A 23,268-nucleotide genomic window follows, 5' to 3' on the forward strand; every position below is an offset into this window, starting at 1 on the left:
CAGACATGTCGGCAGCCGGGTTCACCCGCCCGGAACCCGTACCCCAGTCCGCAGCGATCGGTCCCGATCCCTCGCTGCTCATCCTCGATGATGACGAAGCGTTCCGGCGGCGGCTCGCGCGCGCCATGGAGAAGCGGGGCTTCGAGGTGACGGCGGTGGATTCCGTGGCGGCAGGCAAGGCCGCGACCGAGCGACGGGCCGCGGCCTACGCGGTGGTGGATCTGCGGCTCGAGGACGGGAACGGCCTGGAAGTCGTGCGCTATCTCCGGGCAAGGCGTCCTGACGCGCGCATTGTGGTCCTGACCGGCTACGGCGCCATCGCCTCCGCGGTCGCCGCGGTGAAGATCGGCGCGACCGACTACCTCGCAAAGCCCGCGGATGCGAACGACGTCCTTGGCGCACTGCTCGCGTCCGACACGGGCCGGCCGGCCCCGCCGGAAAACCCCATGAGCCCCGACCGCGTCCGGTGGGAGCACATCCAGCGGATCTACGAGCTTTGCGACCACAACGTCTCCGAGACCGCGCGTCGGCTCAACATGCACCGGCGCACGCTCCAGCGTATCCTGAGCAAGCGAAGCCCGCGCTGATAAGGCCATGAACGATCGCTGGCTGACCGATCCATGAACGATCCGTTAATCGTTCCGCGAGAGGCTGGGACGACCCACTTCCGTGAGGCTTGGGTCATTGTCGCAGAACGAGCAGGCGGGCGCGGCGACTCCGGCCGGCCGCAGCAGCAACGGGAAAACGTGCATGTCGGGTCCTTCTGCCGAGAGAACCGCGGCGCTTCGCGGGCCAGCCGATGATGAACTGGTCCTTGCGGGGGTGATCGTGCCCGGGGACGAGCAGGTGCTCACCCCGGTGATCCGGCAGGCGATGCTCGCCGGGCGGTTCGAGACCGAGGAAGCGGCACAGATCCCGCATATCGTCCGCGACGGCGACCGGGTGCTCGAGATCGGCGCGGGCATCGGATTCATCTCGACGCTCCTCGCCCGGCAGCCGCAGGTCGCCCGCGTGATCGCGGTCGAGGCCAATCCGCATCTGCTCGACTACATGGGCCGGCTGCATGCCCGCAACGGTGTCGACAAGGTGCACCGGCTGAATGCCATTCTCGGCAATTCCGCCGCCGCGAACGTCACCTTCTATCTGCGCCGGGATTTCTGGATGGGCTCGATTTCGGCCGAGCCCAACCCCTGGATCGGGACGGTCGAGGTGCCGACGATGTCCCTCGACGGACTGCTGCGGGACGAGGCGATCGACCTCATCGTCTGCGACGTGGAAGGCGCCGAGGCCGATCTCTTCGAGGGAGCGGATCTCTCCGGCGTCGATCGGATCTTCGTCGAGACCCACGATCACGTCACCGGCCTCTCCGGCGTGCGACGGCTGTTTGTGACCATGCACGACCACGGGTTCGTCTATGACCCCCGGCATTCGACCGGCAGCGTCGTGCTGTTCCGGCGTCTCGGCGAGACCGACATCGTGCGGCCCTATTCCGGCTGAGCGACGACGGCGCTCCGCTGCGCAAAAGCAGCGGACGCACCGGCCGCGCCGAATAGGCCCCCTAGCGACCCGCGTCGTAGGCGTAGGCGTAGGCCGCGGAGACGCCGGAGCTGACTGCGACGATGCCACCGGACGCAACGGTGGCGGCAAGGGCGGCTGCCGAGGCGAAACCGGCGAGCGATGCCGCGAACACGGCGACACGGCTGCGGATCGGCCCTGTCCGGTAGCGAAACGGCTGCTCGACGAAGTACCAGGACACGATCGCGACCACGACTGTCGCCGCCAGCCAGACGAGAGCCCCCCAGACCCCAAACTCGCCCCAGAGCCGCCGGGCAAAAATCAGCATCGGCCAGTGCCAGATGTAGAGGGAGTAGGAAATCACGCCGAGAAAAACCACGGGCGAGGATTCGAGAAGGGCACGCGCCGGAGTCTCGCGCCGGTTCGCCCAGATGACGAGCGCGGTGCCCAGCACGGTCGGCACCGCCCCCATGCCGCTCAGCGACACGTCCGGTCCGGCGGCGAGCACAGGCACCAGCACCGCCGCGAGGCCGAGGGCCGCGAGGATCCCGGCAATCGGCCGGCGCGGCGGATCGAAGGGCACGAGCGCGACCAGCGCGCCGGCGCCGAACTGCCAGAGCCGGTGGTGGAGTGGCACGGCGCCCATCGCTGCCGTGTCGGTCATGCCAAGCGCGAAGGAGGCCGCCGTGGCCACGACGACGATCGCCACAGTCATCCGCCTTCCGGCCCGCCGCAGCAGCAGCACGGCCAGTGGCAGCGTGAGGAAGAACTGCCCCGCCATCGACAGCGACCAGGTGTGCAACAACGGATCGGTACCGGAATCACCCGGGACGACCATGTTCGAGACCAGCGCGACCGAGGCGAGCGCCTGGCGGAAGAGTCCGTATATCTCGTCGGGCGCGAGCAGCAGCGATCCGGCGACCAGCGTTGCCGTCGTGGCGACGATCAGCGTCGGCAGCATCCGCCGCGCCCGCCTGTCGTAGAATTCACCAATCGAGAACGAGCCACCGGACAGCACCAACGTCTGTGTGGCAAAGTATCCGGCGATCACGAAGAATACGGCGATCGCAGTATCACCACCCGCAAAGGTGCCGAACCCGCCATGCCCCAGCAAGATGGCCAGTACGGCGATCGAACGCATGCCGTCTATATCAGACCTGTAAGGCCTGATTTCGATCCTGTTCCGCATCTGAACCCAACTAGTGCCCGCTCGAGTTTATTATTTTGAGATACTTTTCTCAGCTATCATCCTGAACTTTCCGTGTGCATCTGCACAAGACGCATCTGCGAGCGGCCAGGGCTGTAAGCAGGAAGCCGCTTGGTTTTCGTCGGCCGGGCACCGCGCATCCACACCCGGTACGGTGTTAAAGGGGGTTGCCAAGCGCAAATCGCGGGCCTATATCGCAGCCAACAGCGGCGGATCGGTCACTAGGCCAATCCCCACCGGTAATCTTGAACGGGCCGCACGGCCCGTTTTTTGTTTTCTGGAGCTTCGCTTGGCAGATCTCATCGCCAAAGCTGCCATTGACCGCCGACTTGCGGCGATCGTCATGCCGACGATCGAGGGGCTTGGATTCGAACTCGTGCGCCTGCGGCTGATGAGCGGCAAGCGGAACGTGCTGCAACTCATGGCCGACCGCCCCGATGGCGGCATCGAGGTCGACGACTGCGCGAAGATCAGTCGCGCCGTCTCGGCCGTGCTCGACGTGGAGGATCCGATCTCGGGCGAGTACGTGCTCGAGGTCTCCTCCCCCGGCATCGACCGGCCGCTCACCCGGCTCAAGGACTTCGAGACCAATGCCGGACATGAGGCGAAGCTCGAGACCCACGAGCTGATCGACGGCCGGCGGCGCTTCAAGGGCATCCTTCAGGGCGTCGAGAACGGCGAAATCCTGATCGAGATCGCCGAGGATACGGTGATCGGCCTCGACTTCGACATGCTGTCGGACGCGAAGCTCGTGCTGACCGACGCGCTGATCGCCGAGAGCCTTGCCGGCCGCAAGGCCCAGGGCTTTGACCCGGGCGAAGTCCCCGAAGGCTTCGACGAGGTCGAGCCCGATGACAGTTCCGACGAAACCGACGCCTCCGACGAGGAAGACGAGGAAGAAGCGAAATGAGCGTGACCTCTGCCAACCGGCTGGAACTCCTCCAGATCGCCGATGCAGTCGCCCGTGAGAAGATGATCGATCCGGCCCTCGTCATCGAGGCCATGGAGGATTCTCTCGGCAAGGCCGCCCGATCGCGCTACGGCGCCGAATACGACATCCGGGCGGCGATCGACCGCAAGACCGGCGACCTGCAGCTCACGCGCTACCGTCATGTCGTCGAGGAGCCGGAGAACCTCTTCACCGAGCTCACCGTCGCCGACGCTCGCCGGATCAAGCCGGACGTCCAGCTCGACGACTATATCATCGACCACCTGCCGCCGATGGACTTCGGCCGCATCGCCGCCCAGTCCGCGAAGCAGGTCATCATGCAGAAGGTCCGCGAGGCGGAGCGGCTGCGGCAGTACGAGGAATTCAAGGACCGTCAGGGCGAGATCATCAACGGCGTCGTCAAGCGGACCGAGTACGGCAATGTCATCGTCGACGTGGGCCGTGGCGAGGCGATCCTGCGCCGCGACCAGCTGATCCAGCGCGAGGCGTTCCGGAACGGCGACCGGGTGCGCGCGCTCATCAAGGAAGTGCGCCACGAGACCCGCGGCCCGCAGATCTTCCTCAGCCGCACCGCGCCGGAGTTCCTTGCCGAGCTCTTCAAGATGGAAGTGCCGGAGATCTATGACGGCATCATCGAGATCAAGGCGGTCGCCCGCGACCCCGGCTCCCGCGCGAAGATGGGCGTCATCTCCTACGACAGCTCGATCGACCCGGTCGGCGCCTGCGTCGGCATGCGGGGTTCCCGCGTGCAGGCGGTGGTGAACGAGCTTCAGGGCGAGAAGATCGACATCATCCCGTGGAATCAGGACCCGGCGACGTTCCTTGTGAACGCGCTGCAGCCCGCCGAGGTCTCGAAGGTCGTCTTCGACGATGACAGCGAGCGGATCGAGGTCGTCGTTCCCGACGAGCAGCTCTCGCTCGCCATCGGCCGCCGCGGCCAGAACGTGCGTCTCGCGACGCAGCTCACCGGCTTTGACATCGACATCCTGACCGACGCGCAGGAGAGCGAGCGGCGGCAGGCCGAGTTCGCCGAGCGGACCCAGCTCTTCATGGAGAGCCTGAACGTCGACGAGATGGTGGCCCAGCTTCTGGTCGCCGAGGGCTTCGCCACGCTCGAGGAAGTCGCCTATGTCGATCCCGAGGAGCTTGCCTCCATCGACGGCTTCGATCAGTCGACCGCCGAGGAGCTGCAGGCCCGGGCACGCGAGAGCATCGACGAGATCAATGCGAAGGCGATCGAGCACGCCCGCGAGCTCGGCGTCGAGCAAAGCCTACTGGACTTCGAGGGCCTGACACCCCAGATGATCGAGACCCTTGCCGTCGAGGGCATCAAGACCATCGAGGATTTCGCCACCTGCGCCGATTGGGAGCTCGCCGGCGGATACACCACCGTCGAGGGCAAGCGGGTGAAGGATACCGGCCTGCTTGAGAAGTACGACATGAGCCTCGAAGAGGCTCAGACGCTTGTCATGAAGGCTCGCGTCCAGATTGGCTGGGTCGATGCGTCCGAGCTGGTCAAGCCGGAGGAAGACGGCGAGGCCGAGGTGGCCGAGTCGGAAGCTGATGGCGACGCGGAAGCCGATGGCGAAGCCGGCGGCAATGCCGGTGACGACACGGAGAACCGGGTCTGACGTGACGCGCGGGGGAAGGGTGAAGGAGCGGGACGAGCCGGAACGGCGCTGCATCGTCACCCGGGAAACCGGGCCGAAGACAGGCCTCGTCCGTTTCGTCGTCGGTCCCGATGACGAGATCGTGCCGGATCTGGCCGGGCGCCTGCCCGGCCGGGGCATGTACGTCGCGGCGGACGCGGAGACCCTGCGCACCGCCGTGAAGAAGGGACACTTCGCACGCGCGGCGAAGCAGCAGGTGAAGGTTCCGCCGGATCTGGCGGAAAGGGTTGAGGCGCTGCTTGCGGCGCGACTCACCGAACTCGTCAGCCTTGCACGCAAGGCCGGAGAGTCGGTGTGCGGTCTGGAAAAGACCACGGCGGCGCTCGTTTCAGGCGAAGCGGTGCTGCTACTGCAGGCAGCGGACGGGTCGGAACGCGAACGCGCCCGACTACGGCCGCCCGCGGGGGAGAACAGCCTGGTTACGTGCCTTTCCGCGCACGAATTGGGTTTGGCATTCGCCCGCGATCGTGTGATACATGCCGCCGTGCTGGCGGGCGGTCTTGGCGACCGGATAAGGGACGATGCCCTGCGGCTGTCAGGCATCCGGGATAGGGCGCTCCTGCCTGCGGCCGAGGAATCGGCCGCGGCAGGCGTTGGCAATGGATCGGCGGGGGAAGGCTCCCGCGGGAAAGGCTAGAGACGACATGGTGGATACGAAGGACGGTACCGGGAAGGGCAAGAGCCTCGGGCTGCGCGGCGGCAGCACCGAGACGAGCCACGTTCGGCAAAGCTTCAGCCACGGCCGGACGAAATCCGTCACCGTCGAGCACAAGCGCAAGCGGATCCTGACTCCGAAGCCCGGCTCGCCGACCGGACCCGGACGCACGGGCACCACCGCCGGCCTCTCCGACGTCGAGTTCGAGCGGCGGCTGAAGGCCGTCGAGGCCGCGAAGGCTCAGGAGGCCGAGCGCCGCCAGAAGGAAATCGAGGCCGCGGAAGCCCGCGCCGCCGAGATCGCGCGCCTGCGCGCCGAGAAGGAGGCCGCCGAGCGCGCCGAGAAGGAGCGCGAGATCCAGGAGCAGCGCGCCGCCGCGGCTGCCGCCGAGGCGGCCGCAGCGGAGGCGCGCAGCGCCCAGCGCGCCAAGCAGCAGCCGTCGAAGGCCGCCCCGGTCGAGGCCACGGTCGATACGGCCGCCGCTCAGGCTCAGGCCGCGCGTGCGGAGGCTGGTCGTCCGACCGGCCCGGTCATGAAGAAGACGCTCGAGAAGGCCCCGTCCAATGACGAGAAGCGGGGCCGGGGCAAGGCGGATGATGACCGCCGCCGCTCGGGCAAGCTGACGATCGCCAACGCCACCGGCGAAGATGGCCGCCAGCGCTCGCTCGCCGCCATGCGCCGCCGTCAGGAGCGCGAAAAGCGCCGCACCGGCGGCCAGACGGGCGACCGCGAGAAGGTTGTGCGTGAGGTGCAGGTCCCGGACGCGATCACCGTCCAGGAGCTGGCGAACCGCATGGCCGAGCGCGTGGCCGCCGTGGTGAAGACGCTGATGCAGAACGGCATCCTGGCGACTCAGAACCAGACGATCGACGCCGATACCGCCGCCCTCATCGTCGAGGAGTTCGGCCACAAGGTCGTGCGCGTCTCCGACTCCGACGTGGAGGACGTGATCGTCCAGGCGTCCGAGGATGACGCGGGGAAGCTCATGCCGCGCCCGGCGGTCGTGACGATCATGGGTCACGTCGATCACGGCAAGACGTCGCTTCTCGATGCGATCCGCAAGACCAACGTCGTCTCCGGCGAGGCCGGTGGCATCACCCAGCACATCGGCGCCTATCAGGTGACGACGCCGAACGGCGCGGTCGTGTCCTTCCTCGACACGCCGGGCCACGCGGCCTTCACCTCCATGCGTGCCCGTGGCGCGCAGGTGACGGACATCGTGGTTCTGGTGGTGGCGGCCGACGACAGCGTCATGCCGCAGACCGTCGAGGCGATCAGCCACGCGAAGGCGGCCGGCGTGCCGATCATCGTCGCGATCAACAAGATCGACAAGAACGGCGCCGACCCGAACCGGGTGCGCACCCAGCTTCTGAGCCACGAGATCGTCGTCGAGGAGATGGGCGGCGAGGTGCTGGACGTTGAGGTGTCGGCCCTGTCCGGCAAGGGTCTCGACACCCTGCTCGAAGACATCGCGCTTCAGGCCGAGCTTCTCGACCTGCGCGCCAACCCCGACCGTCAGGCCGAGGGTGCGGTGATCGAGGCCAAGCTCGACGTCGGGCGCGGCCCGGTGGCGACGGTGCTGGTGCAGAAGGGCACGCTGAAGCGCGGCGACATCTTCGTCGTCGGCGAGCAGTGGGGCCGGGTGCGCGCGCTCATCAACGACAAGGGCGAGCGCGTGGACGAGGCTGGCCCGTCTGTGCCGGTCGAGGTTCTCGGCCTCAACGGCACGCCGGAAGCGGGTGACGTGCTCAACGTCGTCGACGATGAGGCCAAGGCCCGCGAGATCGCCGACTACCGCGGTCGCCTCGCGCGCGACAAGCGCGCCGCCGTGGGCGCGAGCGCCACGCTCGACCAGCTTCTCGCCAAGGCAAAGGCCGACGAGAAGGTGAAGGAGCTCCCGGTCGTCGTGAAGTCCGACGTACAGGGTTCGGCGGAAGCGATCGTGCAGGCTCTGGAGAAGATCTCCACCGACGAGGTGCGCATCCGCGTGCTGCATTCGGGCGTCGGCGCGGTCACCGAGTCGGACGTGACGCTGGCGGACGCCTCGGGCGCACCGATCATCGGCTTCAACGTTCGTGCAAACGCGCCCGCGCGCGAAGCCGCGAACCAGAAGGGCGTGGAGATCCGCTACTACTCGATCATCTACAATCTGGTGGATGACGTGAAGGCGGCGGCGTCGGGCCTTCTCAGCCCCGAGATCCGCGAGAAGTTCATCGGCTACGCGAAGATCCTGCAGGTCTTCAAGATCACCGGCGTCGGCAAGGTCGCCGGCTGCCAGGTCACCGAAGGCGTCGCCCGCCGCTCGGCCGGCGTCCGCCTGCTGCGCGACAACGTGGTGATCCACGAGGGCAAGCTGAAGACGCTGAAGCGCTTCAAGGACGAGGTGCGCGAGGTGCAGGTCGGCCAGGAGTGCGGCATGGCGTTCGAGCACTACGACGACATGCGCGAAGGCGATGTGATCGAAATCTTCGAGACCGAGACGGTCGAGCGCACGCTCGCCTGATCAGAGGTCGACCCGAATGAAAGAGGGCGCCCGGACCGCGAGGTCCGGGCGCCCTTTCATTTTCGGACGTCTCAGTCTCAGGCGGCCTGCTGGTGGACGCCGGCGATCCCGGCACCGATCATCGGCTCGATGATCGTGTAGCTGCGCAGGGCATTCGCGTTGTCGAGCGGCTTCTCCGTGAGGTTCAGCCGCGTGCGCACGCCTAGCAGCCCCTCGCAGATGCCGTCGCCTTCCCAGAAGACCCGATTGCCGGGCTGCACGGTGAAGCCCCGCGTCGGAAACTTCTCGAAGATCGAAGAGATCGCGTGGAACCAGAAGTAGTGCCCGTCGATGCGATCCGGGCTGTTGGAGCAGACATAACCAGACAGCACCGCCTTGCTGTGAAACCGCTGCGAGAACTTTTCTTCATCGATCAGCAGGACGGCCTCGACCTCGGTCCGTGCCGGAACCCTTACCGGCTGGCTGACCTGCCAGGTCCTGGTCTCGGTTCTGGTCTGCGTCTGTGTGCTCGATAACGAAAGCTCGGCGCTGATCGAGGTCTCGGCCGAGACGATGGGAGGCACCCCGACCTTGAACTTGGCGCCCAGCGAAAGCTTGAAGCCCTCGGTCAGGCTCCATGCGAACGTGCTGGTGGTCGACTTCGTGAGCTGCACGGTCTGCGACTGTTCGACGTTGGTTCCGTTCACCAGTACCTGCCGGGCGCCCGTGGTCGGTTTCTCCATGGCATCGGCGCTGCCATAGTACTCGATCCGCTCGTCGCTCAGCACCAGCCGACGATCCTCGTACCCTTTCTGTACCACATTCATCCGGTCGCACTTGCCGCCGTGCTCGCGGCACCACCAGTCGCCGTACTGTTTGAAGATCGCATCGACGTCAGGCATCGACATCAGGGCACTCCTGCGCTTGTTGTCTCACGAGCCGCAACTTGTGGCTCCGGGGACGACAGTTTCAACCACAGGGAGAGTCGTCAAACCGGGATCACGCGGCATTTGAATCGACTTCGGCGCACCGCTCCTGCGTTGACCTCACCGCTCCGAGACGCAACAACCGCCCGGCAAGTGCTTGCCGGAGCAGGCTTCATGAAGCCGATTGTCACCCTGACGCTGAACCCCTCGATCGACGGTGCCTGCGAGACGCCGCGGGTGCAGCCGACCCACAAGATCCGCACCACCGGCGATCGCTACGATCCGGGCGGTGGCGGCATCAACGTCGCGCGCGTCATCACCGCCCTCGGCGGCGCCGCGCTGCCGGTCTATCCAGCGGGCGGCGCCACCGGGGGCGTGCTTGACGAGCTCCTGTCAGCGCGCGGGCTCGCCTTTCGCCGCATCCCGATCGCCGGTCACACCCGGATCAGCCATGCGGTCTTCGAGACCGCGACCGGCCTCGAATACCGTTTCGTCCCCGAGGGGCCGGAAGTCTCGCCGGGGGAGTGGCTGGAGATCCTCGCGGTGGTCGATGCTCTCGACTTCGACTGGCTGGTGGTCAGCGGCAGCCGGCCGCCCGGCCTGCCGGACGACTGCCTCGTCTCGTTGCTTCATCGCTGCCGCGAGCGCGGCGCGCGCATGGTGCTCGACAGCTCCGGCCCGGCGCTTGCCGCCACCGTCGAGGTCGGTGGCCTCACCCTCATCAAGCCGAGCCACGGCGAGTTCCGGGCGCTGACCGGTCTGCCGCTCGCAACGCGGGAGGACATTGCCGAGGCCGCGCTCGCACTGGTGTGCGCCGGCCGGGCCGAGATGATCGCTGTCACCATGGGGCAGGAAGGCGCCGTACTCGCCACCGGCGCCGGCGCGCTCTTCCGGCTTCCGCCGCCGGTCGAGGCGCGGAGTGCGACCGGCGCCGGGGACAGTTTCGTCGGGGCGATGACCCTCGCGCTCGCACAAGGCTGGTCGCCCGAAGACGCCTTCCTGCGCGGCATGGCCGCCGGCAGCGCCACCGTGCTGCACCCGGGAACCGGACTTGCCCGCCCGGAGGACGTGGAACGTCTGCTGGCCGAGCTTCGCCGGCCCTGAGGCTTCGCCCGCGCGCCTGAGACGGATGCAACAATTCCTGAGACCCGTACGATACAAGCCGGGGCCATTCCTACCCGGCCGGCGCCCAACGGGTGCCGGCCGGCCGAAGGAGTTCCCCGACGATGCAGGTCTTCACCACGAGCATGGCGACGCGCATCGACCGCGGAGAGGGCCTTGTCGCTCCCCGTCGCAAGCCCCCCGCCCTTCGCGCCTTCGGCCGGGTCGAGCCTGATCCCTTTGTCAATTTTCCGGGAGTTCATGTTCCATGCTCCGCGCTCGTGCGGACCGGGATCCTTGTTCTCGACTGACCAGTATCGGTTCCGGCGGGTGGCGGCCCGTCGCAGGTGTCTGAGTATCCCTGTATGTTGTTCCGGCACGGCCACCCGACCCCCGGGTGGCCGTGCCGTGATCCCTTCGGCCGGGCGCTGACACGCCAGTCGTCCGCACCACTGGCGCCGCGCCCCCCGAGACCATATATCTCCGCCGCGACCACGGAGGGACGAATGGCGGACAGCGAGCGATTTCCCGGCTGGCACGGCACCACGATCATCGGCGTGCGCAAGGGCGGCCGCGTCGTCGTCGCGGGCGACGGTCAGGTGAGCCTCGGCCAGACGGTCATCAAGGGGACCGCGCGAAAGGTGCGCCGCCTCACGCCCGGCGGCCAGACGGTGGTCTGCGGCTTCGCGGGCTCCACCGCCGACGCCTTTACCCTGCTGGAGCGCCTCGAGAAGAAGCTCGAAGCCGCCCCCGGCCAGCTCCAGCGCGCCGCCGTCGAGCTGGCGAAGGACTGGCGCACCGACAAGTACCTCAGAAACCTCGAGGCCATGCTGATCGTCACCGACGGCCACGACCTGCTGGTCGTGACCGGTGCGGGTGACGTGCTCGAGCCCGAGCATGACGTCGCCGCGATCGGCTCGGGGGGCAACTACGCCCTCGCCGCCGCCCGCGCGCTCATGGACACCGATCTCGACGCCGAGGCCGTCGCGCGCAAGGCCATGGCCATCGCCGCCGACATCTGCGTCTACACCAACGGCAACGTCGTCGTGGAAAGCCTCGAGGCGAGGTGACCGGCATGGCCGTGGAGTGGATGGCGGGTGAGATCAGGTTTCGGCCGGTCACGGCGTCCGACTACCCCGTGATCCGTGCCTGGCTCGAACTGCCGCACATCCGGGAGTGGTGGGGCGCCCCTGACGAGGAACTCGGACACATCCGCACCATGGTGGAAGGGCGCGACACGACGCGACCGTTCGTGATCGAGCTTGGCGACCGCCCGGTGGGCTACATCCAGTACTGGTTCGTCAGTGATCAGCAGACCGCCACGGCGATCGCCACCTACCCGTGGCTCGCCGAACTGCCAGCGGATGCCGTCGGCGTCGATCTGTCGATCGGCGACCCTGCCCTCATCGGGCGCGGTCTTGGCTCGGCGGCTCTCGCCGCCTTTACCCGCAAGCTCGTCGGCGAAGGCTTCGAGACAATCGTCATCGACCCCGACGCCGCCAATACCCGCGCCGTCCGGGCCTATTCCAACGCCGGCTACGCGCCCGTTCCCGATCTCGCGGGACGGACCGGCGATACCCTCATCATGCAGTACCAGCCCGAGGCTCGTCCGATCCCATGACCGAACTCACCCCACGCGAGATCGTCTCCGAACTCGACCGCTTCATCATCGGCCAGGCTGACGCCAAGCGCGCGGTCGCGGTCGCGCTCCGCAACCGCTGGCGCCGCAAGCAGCTGCCGGACGACATCCGCGAAGAAGTCTATCCGAAGAACATCCTGATGATCGGCCCGACCGGTGTCGGCAAGACCGAGATCTCGCGCCGCCTCGCCAAGCTCGCGAAGGCGCCGTTCCTCAAGGTCGAGGCGACGAAGTTCACCGAAGTCGGCTACGTCGGCCGCGACGTGGAGCAGATCGTCCGCGACCTCGCCGATGCCGCCGTCGCCATGGTGCGCGAGGACATGCGCGAGCGGGTGAAGGCACGCGCCCACGAGGCCGCCGAGAACCGGGTGATCGACGCGCTTGCCGGCGATGGCGCGCGCGATCAGACCCGGGACATGTTCCGCCGCAAGCTCCGCTCGGGTGAGCTCGACGACAAGGAGATCGAACTCGAAGTAACCGACACGTCGAGCCCGTTCCCGATGATGGACATCCCCGGTCAGCCCGGCATGGGGATGGGCGCGATGAACCTCGGCGACATCTTCGGCAAGGCATTTGGCGGGCGGAAAGTGCGCCGCCGCCTGACCGTCGCGCAGTCCTACGACCTGCTGATCACCGAGGAGGCCGACAAGCTTCTGGACCCCGAGGCGGTGAACCGTGAAGCCGTGACGGCGGTGGAGCAGAACGGCATCGTCTTCCTCGACGAGATCGACAAGGTCTGCGCCCGGGCCGAGACCCGCGGCGCCGACGTCTCGCGCGAGGGGGTGCAGCGCGATCTGCTGCCGCTCATCGAGGGCACGACCGTGTCGACCAAATACGGGCCGGTGAAGACGGACCATGTGCTCTTCATCGCGTCGGGCGCCTTCCATATCGCCAAGCCCTCCGATCTCCTGCCGGAGCTACAGGGCCGCCTGCCGATCCGCGTCGAACTCCGGGCGCTGACCGAACACGACTTCATCCGCATCCTGACCGAGACCGACAATGCGCTGACCCTGCAATATGCCGCGCTGATGCAGACCGAAGGCGTCTCGATCACCTTCACCAACGATGGCATCGAGGCGCTCGCCCGCATCGCCGCCGAAGTGAACCGGGCAGTGGAGAACATCGGCGCCCGGCGGCTGCACACCGTGCTGGAGCGGGTGTTCGAGGAGCTCTCGTTCACCGCGCCTGACCGCTCCGGGGAAGCGGTCACGGTCGATGCCGCCTTCGTTGAAGAGTACCTGGGCGAGCTCAGCCGCTCTGCCGATCTGTCGCGCTACGTGCTCTGATGCTGGCACGCTTCGGCGAGCCGGTCGAACCCGGTCGGCGCTATACCGACCGGGTGGGCGCCTACGCGGTGATCCGTCAGGGCGACGATGTGCTCGTCACCGAGCAGGAGGCCACCAGCCGTGAGTTCCAGCTGCCCGGTGGCGGCATCGATCCCGGCGAGGGCGCGCTCCGGGCGCTGCACCGCGAGTGTCTCGAAGAGATCGGATGGCGCATTGCCGTCACCCGCCGCCTCGGCGCCTTCCAGCGGTTCACCTATATGCCGGAATACGATCTCTGGGCGCGCAAGGTCTGCCACATCTACCTCGCTCGCCCGGTGCGGCGCCTCGGCCCGCCGTCGGAGGCGGGCCACACCGCCGTCTGGATGACGATTCCCGCGGCGCTGGATCTGCTCGCCGTCGATGGGGACCGGTACTTCCTCGGGCTGGTCGCGCGGCTCGATCTGCGCCCGGACCGCAAGTACCGGACGGTGTGAGCCCCTTGCTCTGAAGTCCTCCTGAAGTTGTGTTCACGCTCGGCCCTTGTGCTGTCGCCCCGGACGCACGATGGTCCCCGCCATGTCACTCACGAAGTCCCGACGCCGCAGAACTTCCCGTCTTGCACGCCTTGTCAGGGTGCTGGCGCTGGCACTCGTTGTCTTGTCGCCACTTGGCCTTCTTCTACTGATGGTTGAGACGCATCCGCGCGTCACCGACGCCGGCCCTCCCGACGCGCTGGCCGCCGAGCGCATCCGCGTGGTCGCGGCGCGGCTGAAGGCAATGATCGACGACGACGCGCCGCAGGCGGGGTTCTCGATCAGCGAGGACGAACTCAATGCCGTGCTCGCGGCCGGACAGCGGCTCGCGCCGGGCACCTTCGGACGGGCGCACGTCGACGGAGGGCACGCGACGCTTGACCTCTCCGTTGGCCCACCGCTGGTGCCACACGCCCTCTGGGCGAACCTTCACCTCAGCGTGGCGCCGTCGGACTCCGGGCTGGTGCTCGACTCGGCCCGCCTCGGCCGGCTGCCGGTGCCGCCGTGGCTGGCGCTCGAGGCGATCCGCATCGGGCTCGACCGCAAGCTTGGTGATGGCCTCGGCAGCGACCTGCTTGCCAGCGTCGCCTGGGTTCGCCTCAACCTCACCCCGCGCGACGCGAAACCGGCCGTGGCTGTCGCCTTCGACTTCGACGCCGCCGGTGGGCCGGAGTTCTTCGGCCGGTTGCGTGCCCGGGTGATCGAGGCCGCAGGCTCCACGGCACGGGACCGGGTCTACATGCTGGCCTGGATCCTCGACCAGCGCGCGCGCCGCGGCGGCCTGCCGCGCGACGGCTCGATCCTGCCATGGCTGAAGCAGGCACTGACCGCGCCCAGCGATCCGCGCAACCGCGAGGCCGACCGGGAAGGTCTGCGCGCCGCGCTCTACACCCTCGCCCTCGTCTGCGGCGACCCGGACTTTGGCACCTCGATCGCCGTCGGCTTCAACGAGCGGATGCAGAGCGCCGCCAGCGGCTGCGCCGGCACGACGCTCGCCGGTCGCGCCGACCTCAGGAAACACTTCCTGGTCTCCGCCGGCCTCTACGCCGTCAACACCGGTCAGGCGGCCTTCGGCATGGGCGAACTGAAGGAGCTGCTCGACAGCAACCCCGGCGGCAGCGGGTTTTCCTTCGACGACATGGCGGCCGATCTCGCCGGCGTCCGCTTCGCCCGCGCGTTCCTCGCCGCCCCGCCCGAGCGCTGGGCGGACATGCTGGCGCGGATCGCGACCGAAGCGGACATCATGCCCTCGATCGACGGCCTGCCGAGCGGCCTCAGCGAGGCAGAGTTCCGCGCCCGCTTCCGCGACGTGGACAGCCCCGAGTACGCCGCGATGGTCGCCGAGATCGAGCGGCGCGTCGACGCTCTGCCCCTCGACCAGCCGAGGGGCTGACCGGTCAGCCGCCGTGCGCGGCGAGCCATGCCTGCATGTCGGCGATCTCCTTCTCTTGCGCGGCGATCACCGCTTCGGCGAGCGCGCGCATCTCGGGGTCGCTCCCCTGTTCCAGCTCGACCTTCGCCATGCCGATTGCGCCTTCGTGGTGGGCAATCATGCCCCGCGCGAAGTCGATGTCGACGTTGCCGCTCGGCGGCACCATCATCGCCTCATGCATCTTCTGCGTCACGGCGTCGAACGGCCCGGGCGCGGCGGCGGCCGTGCCGTGCATGGCGCCGTGGTCCATTCCCTGCATCGCGTCTTCGGCGAAGGCGGCGGGCGCAAGGGCACAGACGAGGGCTGCGAATACGATGGAACGCATGGTCTTTCCTCCAGACTGACTCGGGTGCGACCGTGCCGCTTCCCCCTGCTGGAAGGTCAATCCCCTTGAGACGGCTGTTGCCATCCCCGGCGATCCGGCTCCATATCCTGAGGAAAAGGGAGGATGTTTGCCTTGACCGCCGAGATCACCAAGGGCCTGCGCTCGCGCGCATGGTTCGACAACCCGGGCAATCCGGACATGACGGCGCTCTACCTCGAGCGCTATCTGAACTACGGCATCAGCCGCGAGGAACTGCAATCGGGCAAGCCGATCATCGGCATTGCACAGACCGGCTCCGACCTTTCGCCCTGCAACCGTCACCATCTGGAGCTGGCGAAGCGCCTGCGGGACGGCATCCGCGAGGCTGGCGGCATCGCGATGGAGTTCCCCGTCCACCCGATCCAGGAGACCGGCAAGCGCCCGACCGCGGGCCTTGACCGCAACCTCACCTACCTCGGCCTCGTCGAGGTGCTTTACGGCTACCCGCTCGACGGCGTGGTCCTGACGATCGGCTGCGACAAGACGACGCCCGCGCTGCTGATGGCGGCGGCGACCGTCAACATCCCGGCGATCGCCTTCTCGGTCGGCCCGATGCTGAACGGCTGGTTCCGCGGCGAGCGCACGGGCTCGGGCACCATCGTCTGGAAGGCCCGCGAGATGATGGCGCGGGGCGAAATCGACTACGGCGGGTTTCTCGACCTCGTGGCCTCGTCGGCGCCATCGACCGGCTACTGCAACACCATGGGCACCGCGACGACGATGAACTCGCTCGCAGAGGCGCTCGGCATGCAGCTTCCGGGCTCCGCCGCGATCCCGGCTCCCTACCGCGACCGGCAGGAGATGGCGTGGCGCACCGGCAAGCGCATCGTCGACATGGTGGCGGAAGACCTGAAGCCCTCCGACATCATGACGCGCGAGGCGTTCATCAACGCGATCCGGGTCAACTCCGCCATCGGCGGCTCGACGAACGCGCCGATCCATCTCAACGCCATCGCCCGCCACCTCGGCGTCGAGCTTTCCATCGAGGACTGGCAGACCTTCGGCGAAGAGATCCCGCTGCTCGTCAACCTCCAGCCGGCGGGCGAATACCTCGGCGAGGACTATTACCACGCCGGCGGCGTGCCGGCGGTGTTCGGCCAGCTCATCGAGCACGGCCTGATCGACGAGAGCGTCATGACGGCGAGCGGCAAGACCGTGGGCGAGTGCTATCGCGGCGCGGTCATCACCGACGAGAACGTCATCCGGCCCTTCGACCGGCCGCTGAAGGAGCGTGCGGGCTTCCGGGTGCTCTCGGGCAACATCTTCCACTCCGCGGTGATGAAGATGAGCGTGATCAGCCAGGAGTTCCGCGACCGCTACCTGTCGAACCCGGAGCATCCGAACCACTTCGAGGGCCGCGCGGTGGTCTTCGACGGGCCGGAGGACTACCACCACCGCATCGACGATCCGGCCCTGGGCATCGACGCGAACACCATCCTCTTCATGCGCGGCGCTGGACCCAAGGGCTATCCCGGCGCGGCCGAGGTGGTGAACATGCGCGCGCCGGACTACCTGCTGAAGCAGGGGATTTCGTCGCTCGTCTGCGTCGGTGACGGCCGGCAGTCCGGCACGAGCGGCAGCCCGTCGATCCTGAACGCCTCGCCCGAGGCGGCGTCGGGAGGTGGCCTCGCCCTCATCGAGACCGGCGACCGGGTGGTGCTCGACCTGAACGACGGCCGGCTCGACCTTCTCGTGGACGACGCCGAGCTGGCGCGCCGGCGCGAGAAGCTCGCCGCCGACGGGGGCTATCAGTATCCCGCGCACCAGACCCCGTGGCAGGAGATCCAGCGCGGCATCGTCGGTGAGCTCGAGACCGGCGCGGTGCTGGAGCCGGCGGTGAAGTACCAGCGTATCGCCCAGACCAAGGGCATTCCGCGCGACAACCACTGACCGCGCCGATCCCGAAAGCAATCGGGCCACCCGTCAGATGCGACGGGCGGCCCGATGTCTGTCTGCTCTGGTCGGCCCGCAGGGCGGTCAGCCCACCCCGCGGCGGAAACTCAGCCGATCGCCTTCTGCAGGTTCTCGTCGATCTTGTCGAGGAAGCCGGTCGTGGTGAGCCACTTCTGGTCCGGCCCGACGAGGAGCGCGAGATCCTTGGTCATGAACCCGGACTCGACCGTATCGACCGTCACCTTGTCGAGCGTCTCGGCGAAGCGCTTCAGCTCTGCATTGTCGTCGAGCTTGGCGCGGTGCTTCAGGCCGCCGGTCCACGCGTAGATCGAGGCGACCGAGTTCGTCGAGGTCTGCTCGCCCTTCTGGTGCTGGCGATAGTGCCGCGTCACGGTGCCGTGCGCCGCCTCGGCCTCGACCGTCTTGCCGTCCGGCGTCATCAGGACCGAGGTCATGAGGCCGAGCGAGCCGAAGCCCTGCGCCACGGTGTCGGACTGTACGTCGCCATCGTAGTTCTTGCAGGCCCAGACATAGCCGCCGGACCACTTGAGCGAGGCCGCCACCATGTCGTCGATCAGCCGGTGCTCGTAGGTGATCCCGGCCTTCTTGAAGGCATCGGCGAATTCCTCTTCGAACACCTGCTGGAACAGATCCTTGAAGCGGCCGTCATAGGCCTTCAGGATGGTGTTCTTGGTGGAGAGGTAGAGCGGCCACTTCAGGCCCAGCGCGTAGTTCATGGATGCGCGCGCGAAGTCGATGATCGACTGGTCGAGGTTGTACATCGCCATCGTCACACCGGCGCCGGGTGCGTCGAACACCTCGCGCTCGATCGTCTCGCCGTCTTCCCCGACGAACTTGATCGTCAGCTTGCCCTTGCCGGGGAAGCGGAAGTCGGTGGCGCGGTACTGGTCGCCGAAGGCGTGGCGGCCGACGACGACCGGCTTGGTCCAGCCCGGAACCAGACGCGGCACGTTGCGGCAGATGATCGGCTGGCGGAAGATCACGCCGCCGAGGATGTTGCGGATCGTGCCGTTCGGCGACCGCCACATCTGCTTCAGGCCGAACTCCTCGACGCGTGCCTCGTCCGGGGTGATGGTCGCGCACTTCACGCCGACCCCGTACTCCTTGATGGCGTTCGCAGCGTCGACGGTGATCTGGTCGTCGGTGCGGTCGCGCTCCTCGATCCCGAGATCGTAGTACTTCAGGTCGACGTCGAGATACGGCAGGATCAGCTTCGTCTTGATGTAGTCCCAGATGATCCGGGTCATCTCGTCGCCGTCGAGCTCGACGACCGGATTATCGACCTTGATCTTCGCCATCAGATGATTGCCCCTCGCAGCTAGGTGTCCCGTGGTCTAGGCGCTGCTGCAATAATCCACAAGCGCGCTGAGGGGAAGGGTCTGCATACATATGTATGCGAAAAAATGCCGACGGATGGTGCATTATCGCATCATGCCGACCGAAACGCAGACCTCGGCGGGCCGGCCAGCATCAATCGGCGCGGAATCGGCCCGTTTCGGACAGGCCAGCGCGCCGAAGCCCCGTCCTCAGACGCGCAATCGGCTGCCGTCCTCGGCGAAGTGGAAGCCTCTGGCCGGGTCGGGGGTGAGGAACACCCGCTCGTCCACCTCAAAGCGGTGCTCCCCGAAGAGCCGGACCGCCACGAGGCCATGCTCCTCGCAGCGCGCGTAGACGTTGGTCTCGCCGCCCAGATGCTCGACGTGGCTCACGGTGGCCGCAATCGCCCCCTGCCCGCGGTCGATGGCGACGTGCTCCGGCCGGATGCCGAGCGTCTTGCCCGGTTGCCCGAGCGGGCCGGCGGCGAGGAAGTTCATTTTCGGTGACCCGATGAAGCCCGCGACGAACATGTTGGCGGGATCGTTGTAGAGCGTCATCGGCGCGCCCACCTGCTCGACCCGCCCGGCGTTCAGCACGACGATGCGGTCGGCGAGCGTCATCGCCTCCACCTGATCGTGGGTGACATAGATCATCGTCGCGCCGAGCTCGCGGTGCAGGCGGGCAATCTCGATGCGGGTCGCGACCCGGAGCGCCGCGTCGAGGTTGGAAAGCGGCTCGTCGAAGAGGAAGAGCTTCGGCGTGCGCACGATGGACCGCCCGATCGCGACGCGCTGCCGCTGCCCGCCGGAGAGCTCGGCCGGGCGGCGTTCGAGCAGCGGGTCGAGCGAGAGCATGGCCGACGCGGCGGCGACGCGCTCCTTTACCGTGGCGGCGTCGGCACCGGACTGTTTCAGCCCGAGGCCCATGTTGTCGCGCACGCTCAGGTGCGGGTAGAGCGCGTAGCTCTGGAACACCATGGCGATCTCGCGCTTCGCCGGCGGCACGTCGTTCACCCGCCGGCCGTCGATCACCACGTCGCCCGAGGTCGCGTCCTCGAGCCCTGCGATGATGCGCAGCAGCGTGGACTTGCCGCAGCCCGACGGACCCACGAAGACGCAGAATTCGCCGTCCGCGACCTCGAGGTCCACGCCCTTGATGACGTGGGTCGCTCCGAACGACTTGGTGACGGCAGTCAGTGTCAGCGATCCCATCAGAGCCTCACGGGCTGGCCGGAGCGCACGCTTTCGTCGGCCGCAAGGCAGACCTTGAGCGAGGCGACTGCATCGGCGAGGTGGCGGGAGAGGTCGAGATCCCCGGAGATGGCGTGGGCGACGAACGCGGCCTCGCGGTCGCAGAGCTCCTGATGTCCGGGTTCGTCGGTCATCGAGAGATCCTCGTCGCCCTGCCCCACCCGGTGAACCCGAAGGAGCGAAGTTCTGGTATGCGTGTCGATGTCGTCGGAGCGGGCACTCTCCGGCATGCGGATCGAGACCGCGCCATTCGGCGAGATGACGTCCTTCACGAAGAAGGCGGTGTCGGACATCATCGGCCCCCACCCCGCCTCGTACCACCCGACGGAGCCGTCTCCGAACAGCACCTGAAAGTGGCCGTAGTTGTACATCCCGGGCGCGATCTCGTCCGAGAGCCTCAGTCCCATGCCGCGGACCTCCACCGGGGGGGCGTCGGTGATCTGGCACATCACGTCGACGTAGTGGACGCCGCAGTCGACGATGGGCGGCGTCGTCTGCATCAGCGCCTTGTGGACCTCCCAGGTCGGGCCGGAGGACTGCTGATTGAGGTTCAGACGGAAGACGAACGGCCCGCCGAGGGCACGGGCCTCGGCGATCAGCCGCTGCCACGACGGATGATGCCGCAGGATGTAACCGACGACGACCTTGCGCCCGGTCTCCTGCGCGACGGCGGCAACCCGGTCGGCGTCCTCGCCGGTGGTGGCAAGCGGCTTCTCGACGAAGACATGGGCGCCCGCCCGCATCGCGGCGATGGCATAGTCGGCATGGCTGTCGGAATAGGTGGCGATCGAGACGAGGTCGGGCCGCAGCGCATCGAGCGCCCGCCCGTAGTCGCGGAACTGCTCGTAGCCCTGAAGTTCCGCCGGCAGCGGCGGCTCGGAGCGGTTGGCGAGGCCGACGATCTCGAACGCCGGATCCGCATGGTAGGCAAGCGCGTGACTGCGCCCCATGTTGCCAAGCCCGGCGACGAGCGTGCGAAGCGGGGTCATAGGATGGCCGGCCCCTCGAGCGTCGTGTTCCCCGCGACGCCGCACGGCAACCGACAGGCAGGCGTGGCGTTGTCGTTCACTTCACCGCTCCCGACGTGATGCCGCGGATGAGCTGGCGGGAGAAGACGAGGTAGAGCACCAGAACCGGCAGGATCGCGAGCGAGAGCGCGGCGAGGACCGCGTTCCAGTTGGTGACGAACTGGCCGATGAAGACCTGCGCCCCGAGCGTCACGGTCTTCGTCGCCTCGGCCGGCGCGAGGATCAGCGGGAACCAGAGGTCGTTCCAGATCGGGATCATGGTGAAGACCGCGACCGTCGCCATCGCCGGACGCACCAGCGGCAGGACCAGCCGGAAGAAGATGCGGTATTCCGAGAGCCCGTCGATCCGCCCGGCATTCTTCAGGTCGGGCGAGACCGTCCGCATGAATTCCGAGAGGATGAAGATCGCGAGCGGCAGCCCCTGCGCGGTGTAGACGAGAATCAGTGCGAGGAGCGTATTCACCAGCCCCGAGGCCACCATGAGCTGGAGGATCGCCACGGTGCCGAGGCGAATCGGGATCATGATCCCGAGCGCGAGGTAGAGCCCCATGAGCGTATTGCCCCGGAACCGGTACTCCGAGAGCGCAAAGGCCGCCATGGCGCCGAAGAGCAGCACCGCCGCGAGAGATGCCACGGTGACGATGAGCGAATTCTGGAAATAGAGCAGAAAGTCTCCCTGTGACAGGACTGTCCGGTAGCCAACAAGGTCGGCGGTGGCAGGCGTCGGCAGGGCGAGCGGTTCGGCGAAGATCGCACGGCGCGACTTGAACGAGTTGACGATGATCACGAAGACCGGAAAGAGCGCGATCACCGTGTAAAGCATCAGGATGCCGTGGGCAGCGAGGCTCCGGGATCGTGACGTGCGTGCGCTCGACATTCTGTCCCCTCCGCTTCGGGTTCCACGTTCCAAATTCGTCTCACGGCGCCGTCCGTCCCGCAAGCTTCCGGAACCCCTGCCGCCCCGAAGACGGTCGAAAATCGCTGGCGATCGTCGGCAACCGCGTTATTCCTGAGGGGGAGACCGTTCCGGGGGGGAGGTGTCGATGCCTGATATCACAAGTCAATCCGCGACCGGCGGCCTGACCAGAAACGCGATCTTTCTCACGCTGACCGTCGGCCCGCGAGAACAGGACCTGACGACGGTGCGCGAGCTGCTTGGCGATCTCGCCTCGCTCAAGCGCGGCGTGGGGTTCCGCAACAACCAAGCCGGGCTGTCCTGTGTCGCGGGCATCGGCGCGACGCTCTGGAAGCGACTGAGCCCCGGCGCCACGCCGCAGGGCCTGCACCCGTTCCGGGAGATCAACGGCGTCCATCACGCGCCGTCGACGCCCGGCGACCTCTTCTTCCACATCCGCGCCATGCGACCGGATTTCTGTTTCGAGCTTGCCACCAACATCATGAAGCGGCTCGCCGGCGTGGTGACGGTCGAGGACGAGACGCAGGGCTTCAAGTTCTTCGACGACCGCGACCTGCTGGGCTTCGTCGACGGCACCGAGAATCCCACCGGACAGGAGGCGATCGAGTCGGTGCTGATCGGCGACGAGGACAAACCCTTCACCGGCGGATCCTATGTGATCGTGCAGAAGTACATGCATGATCTGGCCGCCTGGGAGGCGCTCACGGTCGAGCGGCAGGAGGTGATCATCGGCCGCCACAAGCTCTCGGACATCGAGTTCCGCGACGCGGACAAGGCGAGCTACGCGCATAACGTGCTCACGAACTTCAATGGCCCTGACGGGCGGCAACTCAAGATCGTGCGTGACAACATGCCCTTCGGCAGTCCGGCACGCGGCGAATTCGGCACCTACTTCATCGGCTACTCCTGCGAGCCGGGCCGGACCGAGAAGATGCTCGACAACATGTTCATCGGCGATCCGCCGGGCAACTACGATCGTCTGCTCGACGTCAGCCGCGCCGTCACCGGAAGCTTGTTTTTCGTGCCGACCGAGGAGATGCTCGACCGGATCGGCGCGGGAGAGCCCGCGGTCGCGGGCGGAACGAAATCAGGGACGTGAACTGAC

At 67.4% G+C, this 23,268-nt stretch carries 21 protein-coding genes; 14 read left to right on the forward strand and 7 right to left on the reverse strand.

Features of this window, described 5'->3' with window-relative positions; translation table 11 throughout:
* The first annotated feature begins 5 nt into the window (after positions 1–5).
* Together HNP73_RS18945 and HNP73_RS18950 are read left to right on the forward strand one after the other, a co-directional pair.
* The gene (locus HNP73_RS18945; protein ID WP_184153895.1) at positions 6–587 is read left to right on the forward strand and encodes an ActR/PrrA/RegA family redox response regulator transcription factor; all 582 of its coding nucleotides are present in this window, start codon (positions 6–8) and stop codon (positions 585–587) included.
* A gap of 163 nt (positions 588–750) precedes the next feature.
* On the forward strand, positions 751–1,497 hold the full coding sequence (locus HNP73_RS18950) for an FkbM family methyltransferase (protein WP_184153664.1): 747 nt from the start codon (positions 751–753) through the stop codon (positions 1,495–1,497).
* 61 nt (positions 1,498–1,558) lie between these two features.
* Here the strand turns inward: HNP73_RS18950 and HNP73_RS18955 are convergent, their stop codons facing one another.
* Positions 1,559–2,656: an acyltransferase family protein gene (locus HNP73_RS18955; RefSeq protein ID WP_184153667.1), complete on the reverse strand. Its 1,098-nt coding sequence runs from the start codon at positions 2,654–2,656 to the stop codon at positions 1,559–1,561.
* Between the two features lie 409 nt (positions 2,657–3,065).
* Here HNP73_RS18955 and rimP point away from each other — a divergent pair, with 409 nt between their 5' ends.
* Genes rimP through infB form a run of 4 tightly spaced genes read left to right on the forward strand, consistent with a single transcriptional unit; the run spans position 3,066 to position 8,499 of the window.
* The gene (gene rimP, locus HNP73_RS18960) at positions 3,066–3,632 is read left to right on the forward strand and encodes a ribosome maturation factor RimP (protein WP_246399973.1); all 567 of its coding nucleotides are present in this window, start codon (positions 3,066–3,068) and stop codon (positions 3,630–3,632) included.
* A complete protein-coding gene (gene nusA / locus HNP73_RS18965; RefSeq protein WP_184153674.1) occupies positions 3,629–5,302 on the forward strand; it encodes a transcription termination factor NusA in 1,674 nt (557 codons plus the stop codon). The genes rimP and nusA overlap by 4 nt, the downstream gene beginning before the upstream one ends.
* A 1-nt stretch (position 5,303) precedes the next feature.
* Positions 5,304–5,978 (forward strand): RNA-binding protein, encoded by a 675-nt coding sequence (locus tag HNP73_RS18970; RefSeq protein WP_184153898.1) that lies wholly within the window; start codon positions 5,304–5,306, stop codon positions 5,976–5,978.
* Positions 5,979–5,985: 7 nt separating this feature from the next.
* Positions 5,986–8,499 (forward strand): translation initiation factor IF-2, encoded by a 2,514-nt coding sequence (gene infB, locus HNP73_RS18975; protein ID WP_184153677.1) that lies wholly within the window; start codon positions 5,986–5,988, stop codon positions 8,497–8,499.
* A 77-nt stretch (positions 8,500–8,576) separates the two neighbouring features.
* On the opposite strand, the gene HNP73_RS18980 is transcribed toward infB, so the two are convergent.
* On the reverse strand, positions 8,577–9,386 hold the full coding sequence (locus tag HNP73_RS18980; protein WP_184153680.1) for an ETX/MTX2 family pore-forming toxin: 810 nt from the start codon (positions 9,384–9,386) through the stop codon (positions 8,577–8,579).
* A 192-nt stretch (positions 9,387–9,578) separates the two neighbouring features.
* Here HNP73_RS18980 and HNP73_RS18985 point away from each other — a divergent pair, with 192 nt between their 5' ends.
* The 6 genes from HNP73_RS18985 (at position 9,579) to HNP73_RS19010 (ending at position 15,335) form a co-directional block, all read left to right on the forward strand.
* Positions 9,579–10,508, forward strand: a complete 930-nt coding sequence (locus HNP73_RS18985) for a 1-phosphofructokinase family hexose kinase (RefSeq protein ID WP_184153683.1) — start codon at positions 9,579–9,581, stop codon at positions 10,506–10,508.
* 503 nt (positions 10,509–11,011) lie between these two features.
* The gene (gene hslV / locus HNP73_RS18990) at positions 11,012–11,575 is read left to right on the forward strand and encodes an ATP-dependent protease subunit HslV (protein ID WP_184153686.1); all 564 of its coding nucleotides are present in this window, start codon (positions 11,012–11,014) and stop codon (positions 11,573–11,575) included.
* A gap of 5 nt (positions 11,576–11,580) precedes the next feature.
* Positions 11,581–12,126, forward strand: a complete 546-nt coding sequence (locus tag HNP73_RS18995) for a GNAT family N-acetyltransferase (RefSeq protein ID WP_221288836.1) — start codon at positions 11,581–11,583, stop codon at positions 12,124–12,126.
* The gene (hslU, locus tag HNP73_RS19000; RefSeq protein ID WP_184153689.1) at positions 12,123–13,430 is read left to right on the forward strand and encodes an ATP-dependent protease ATPase subunit HslU; all 1,308 of its coding nucleotides are present in this window, start codon (positions 12,123–12,125) and stop codon (positions 13,428–13,430) included. The genes HNP73_RS18995 and hslU overlap by 4 nt, the downstream gene beginning before the upstream one ends.
* Positions 13,430–13,903 (forward strand): NUDIX hydrolase, encoded by a 474-nt coding sequence (locus HNP73_RS19005; RefSeq protein ID WP_184153692.1) that lies wholly within the window; start codon positions 13,430–13,432, stop codon positions 13,901–13,903. Before hslU ends, HNP73_RS19005 begins: the two co-directional genes overlap by 1 nt.
* Positions 13,904–14,093: 190 nt before the next feature.
* Positions 14,094–15,335, forward strand: a complete 1,242-nt coding sequence (locus tag HNP73_RS19010; RefSeq protein ID WP_184153695.1) for a YfiM family lipoprotein — start codon at positions 14,094–14,096, stop codon at positions 15,333–15,335.
* 4 nt (positions 15,336–15,339) lie between these two features.
* Here the strand turns inward: HNP73_RS19010 and copM are convergent, their stop codons facing one another.
* The gene (gene copM / locus HNP73_RS19015; protein WP_184153698.1) at positions 15,340–15,699 is read right to left on the reverse strand and encodes a CopM family metallochaperone; all 360 of its coding nucleotides are present in this window, start codon (positions 15,697–15,699) and stop codon (positions 15,340–15,342) included.
* Positions 15,700–15,822: 123 nt separating this feature from the next.
* Between copM and HNP73_RS19020 the strand changes: the two genes are divergently transcribed.
* Positions 15,823–17,628 carry an IlvD/Edd family dehydratase gene (locus HNP73_RS19020; RefSeq protein WP_184153701.1) on the forward strand — a complete coding sequence of 602 codons (1,806 nt, stop codon included), beginning with the start codon at positions 15,823–15,825 and terminating at the stop codon, positions 17,626–17,628.
* A 110-nt stretch (positions 17,629–17,738) separates the two neighbouring features.
* Here HNP73_RS19020 and HNP73_RS19025 read toward each other — a convergent pair whose 3' ends face one another.
* From HNP73_RS19025 to HNP73_RS19040, 4 genes are all read right to left on the reverse strand, one after another.
* The gene (locus tag HNP73_RS19025; protein ID WP_184153705.1) at positions 17,739–18,950 is read right to left on the reverse strand and encodes an NADP-dependent isocitrate dehydrogenase; all 1,212 of its coding nucleotides are present in this window, start codon (positions 18,948–18,950) and stop codon (positions 17,739–17,741) included.
* A 228-nt stretch (positions 18,951–19,178) separates the two neighbouring features.
* The gene (locus tag HNP73_RS19030) at positions 19,179–20,180 is read right to left on the reverse strand and encodes an ABC transporter ATP-binding protein (RefSeq protein WP_184153707.1); all 1,002 of its coding nucleotides are present in this window, start codon (positions 20,178–20,180) and stop codon (positions 19,179–19,181) included.
* Entirely contained in the window at positions 20,180–21,208 is a 1,029-nt protein-coding gene (locus tag HNP73_RS19035) for a Gfo/Idh/MocA family protein (RefSeq protein WP_184153711.1), read from the reverse strand. Before HNP73_RS19035 ends, HNP73_RS19030 begins: the two co-directional genes overlap by 1 nt.
* Positions 21,209–21,284: 76 nt before the next feature.
* Entirely contained in the window at positions 21,285–22,124 is an 840-nt protein-coding gene (locus HNP73_RS19040; protein WP_184153714.1) for a carbohydrate ABC transporter permease, read from the reverse strand.
* A 166-nt stretch (positions 22,125–22,290) separates the two neighbouring features.
* Between HNP73_RS19040 and HNP73_RS19045 the strand changes: the two genes are divergently transcribed.
* Positions 22,291–23,262 carry a Dyp-type peroxidase gene (locus tag HNP73_RS19045; protein ID WP_184153717.1) on the forward strand — a complete coding sequence of 324 codons (972 nt, stop codon included), beginning with the start codon at positions 22,291–22,293 and terminating at the stop codon, positions 23,260–23,262.
* The last annotated feature ends 6 nt before the right edge of the window (positions 23,263–23,268 follow it).

This window comes from Amaricoccus macauensis (genome assembly GCF_014201905.1).
Taxonomy (GTDB): Bacteria; Pseudomonadota; Alphaproteobacteria; order Rhodobacterales; family Rhodobacteraceae; genus Amaricoccus; species Amaricoccus macauensis.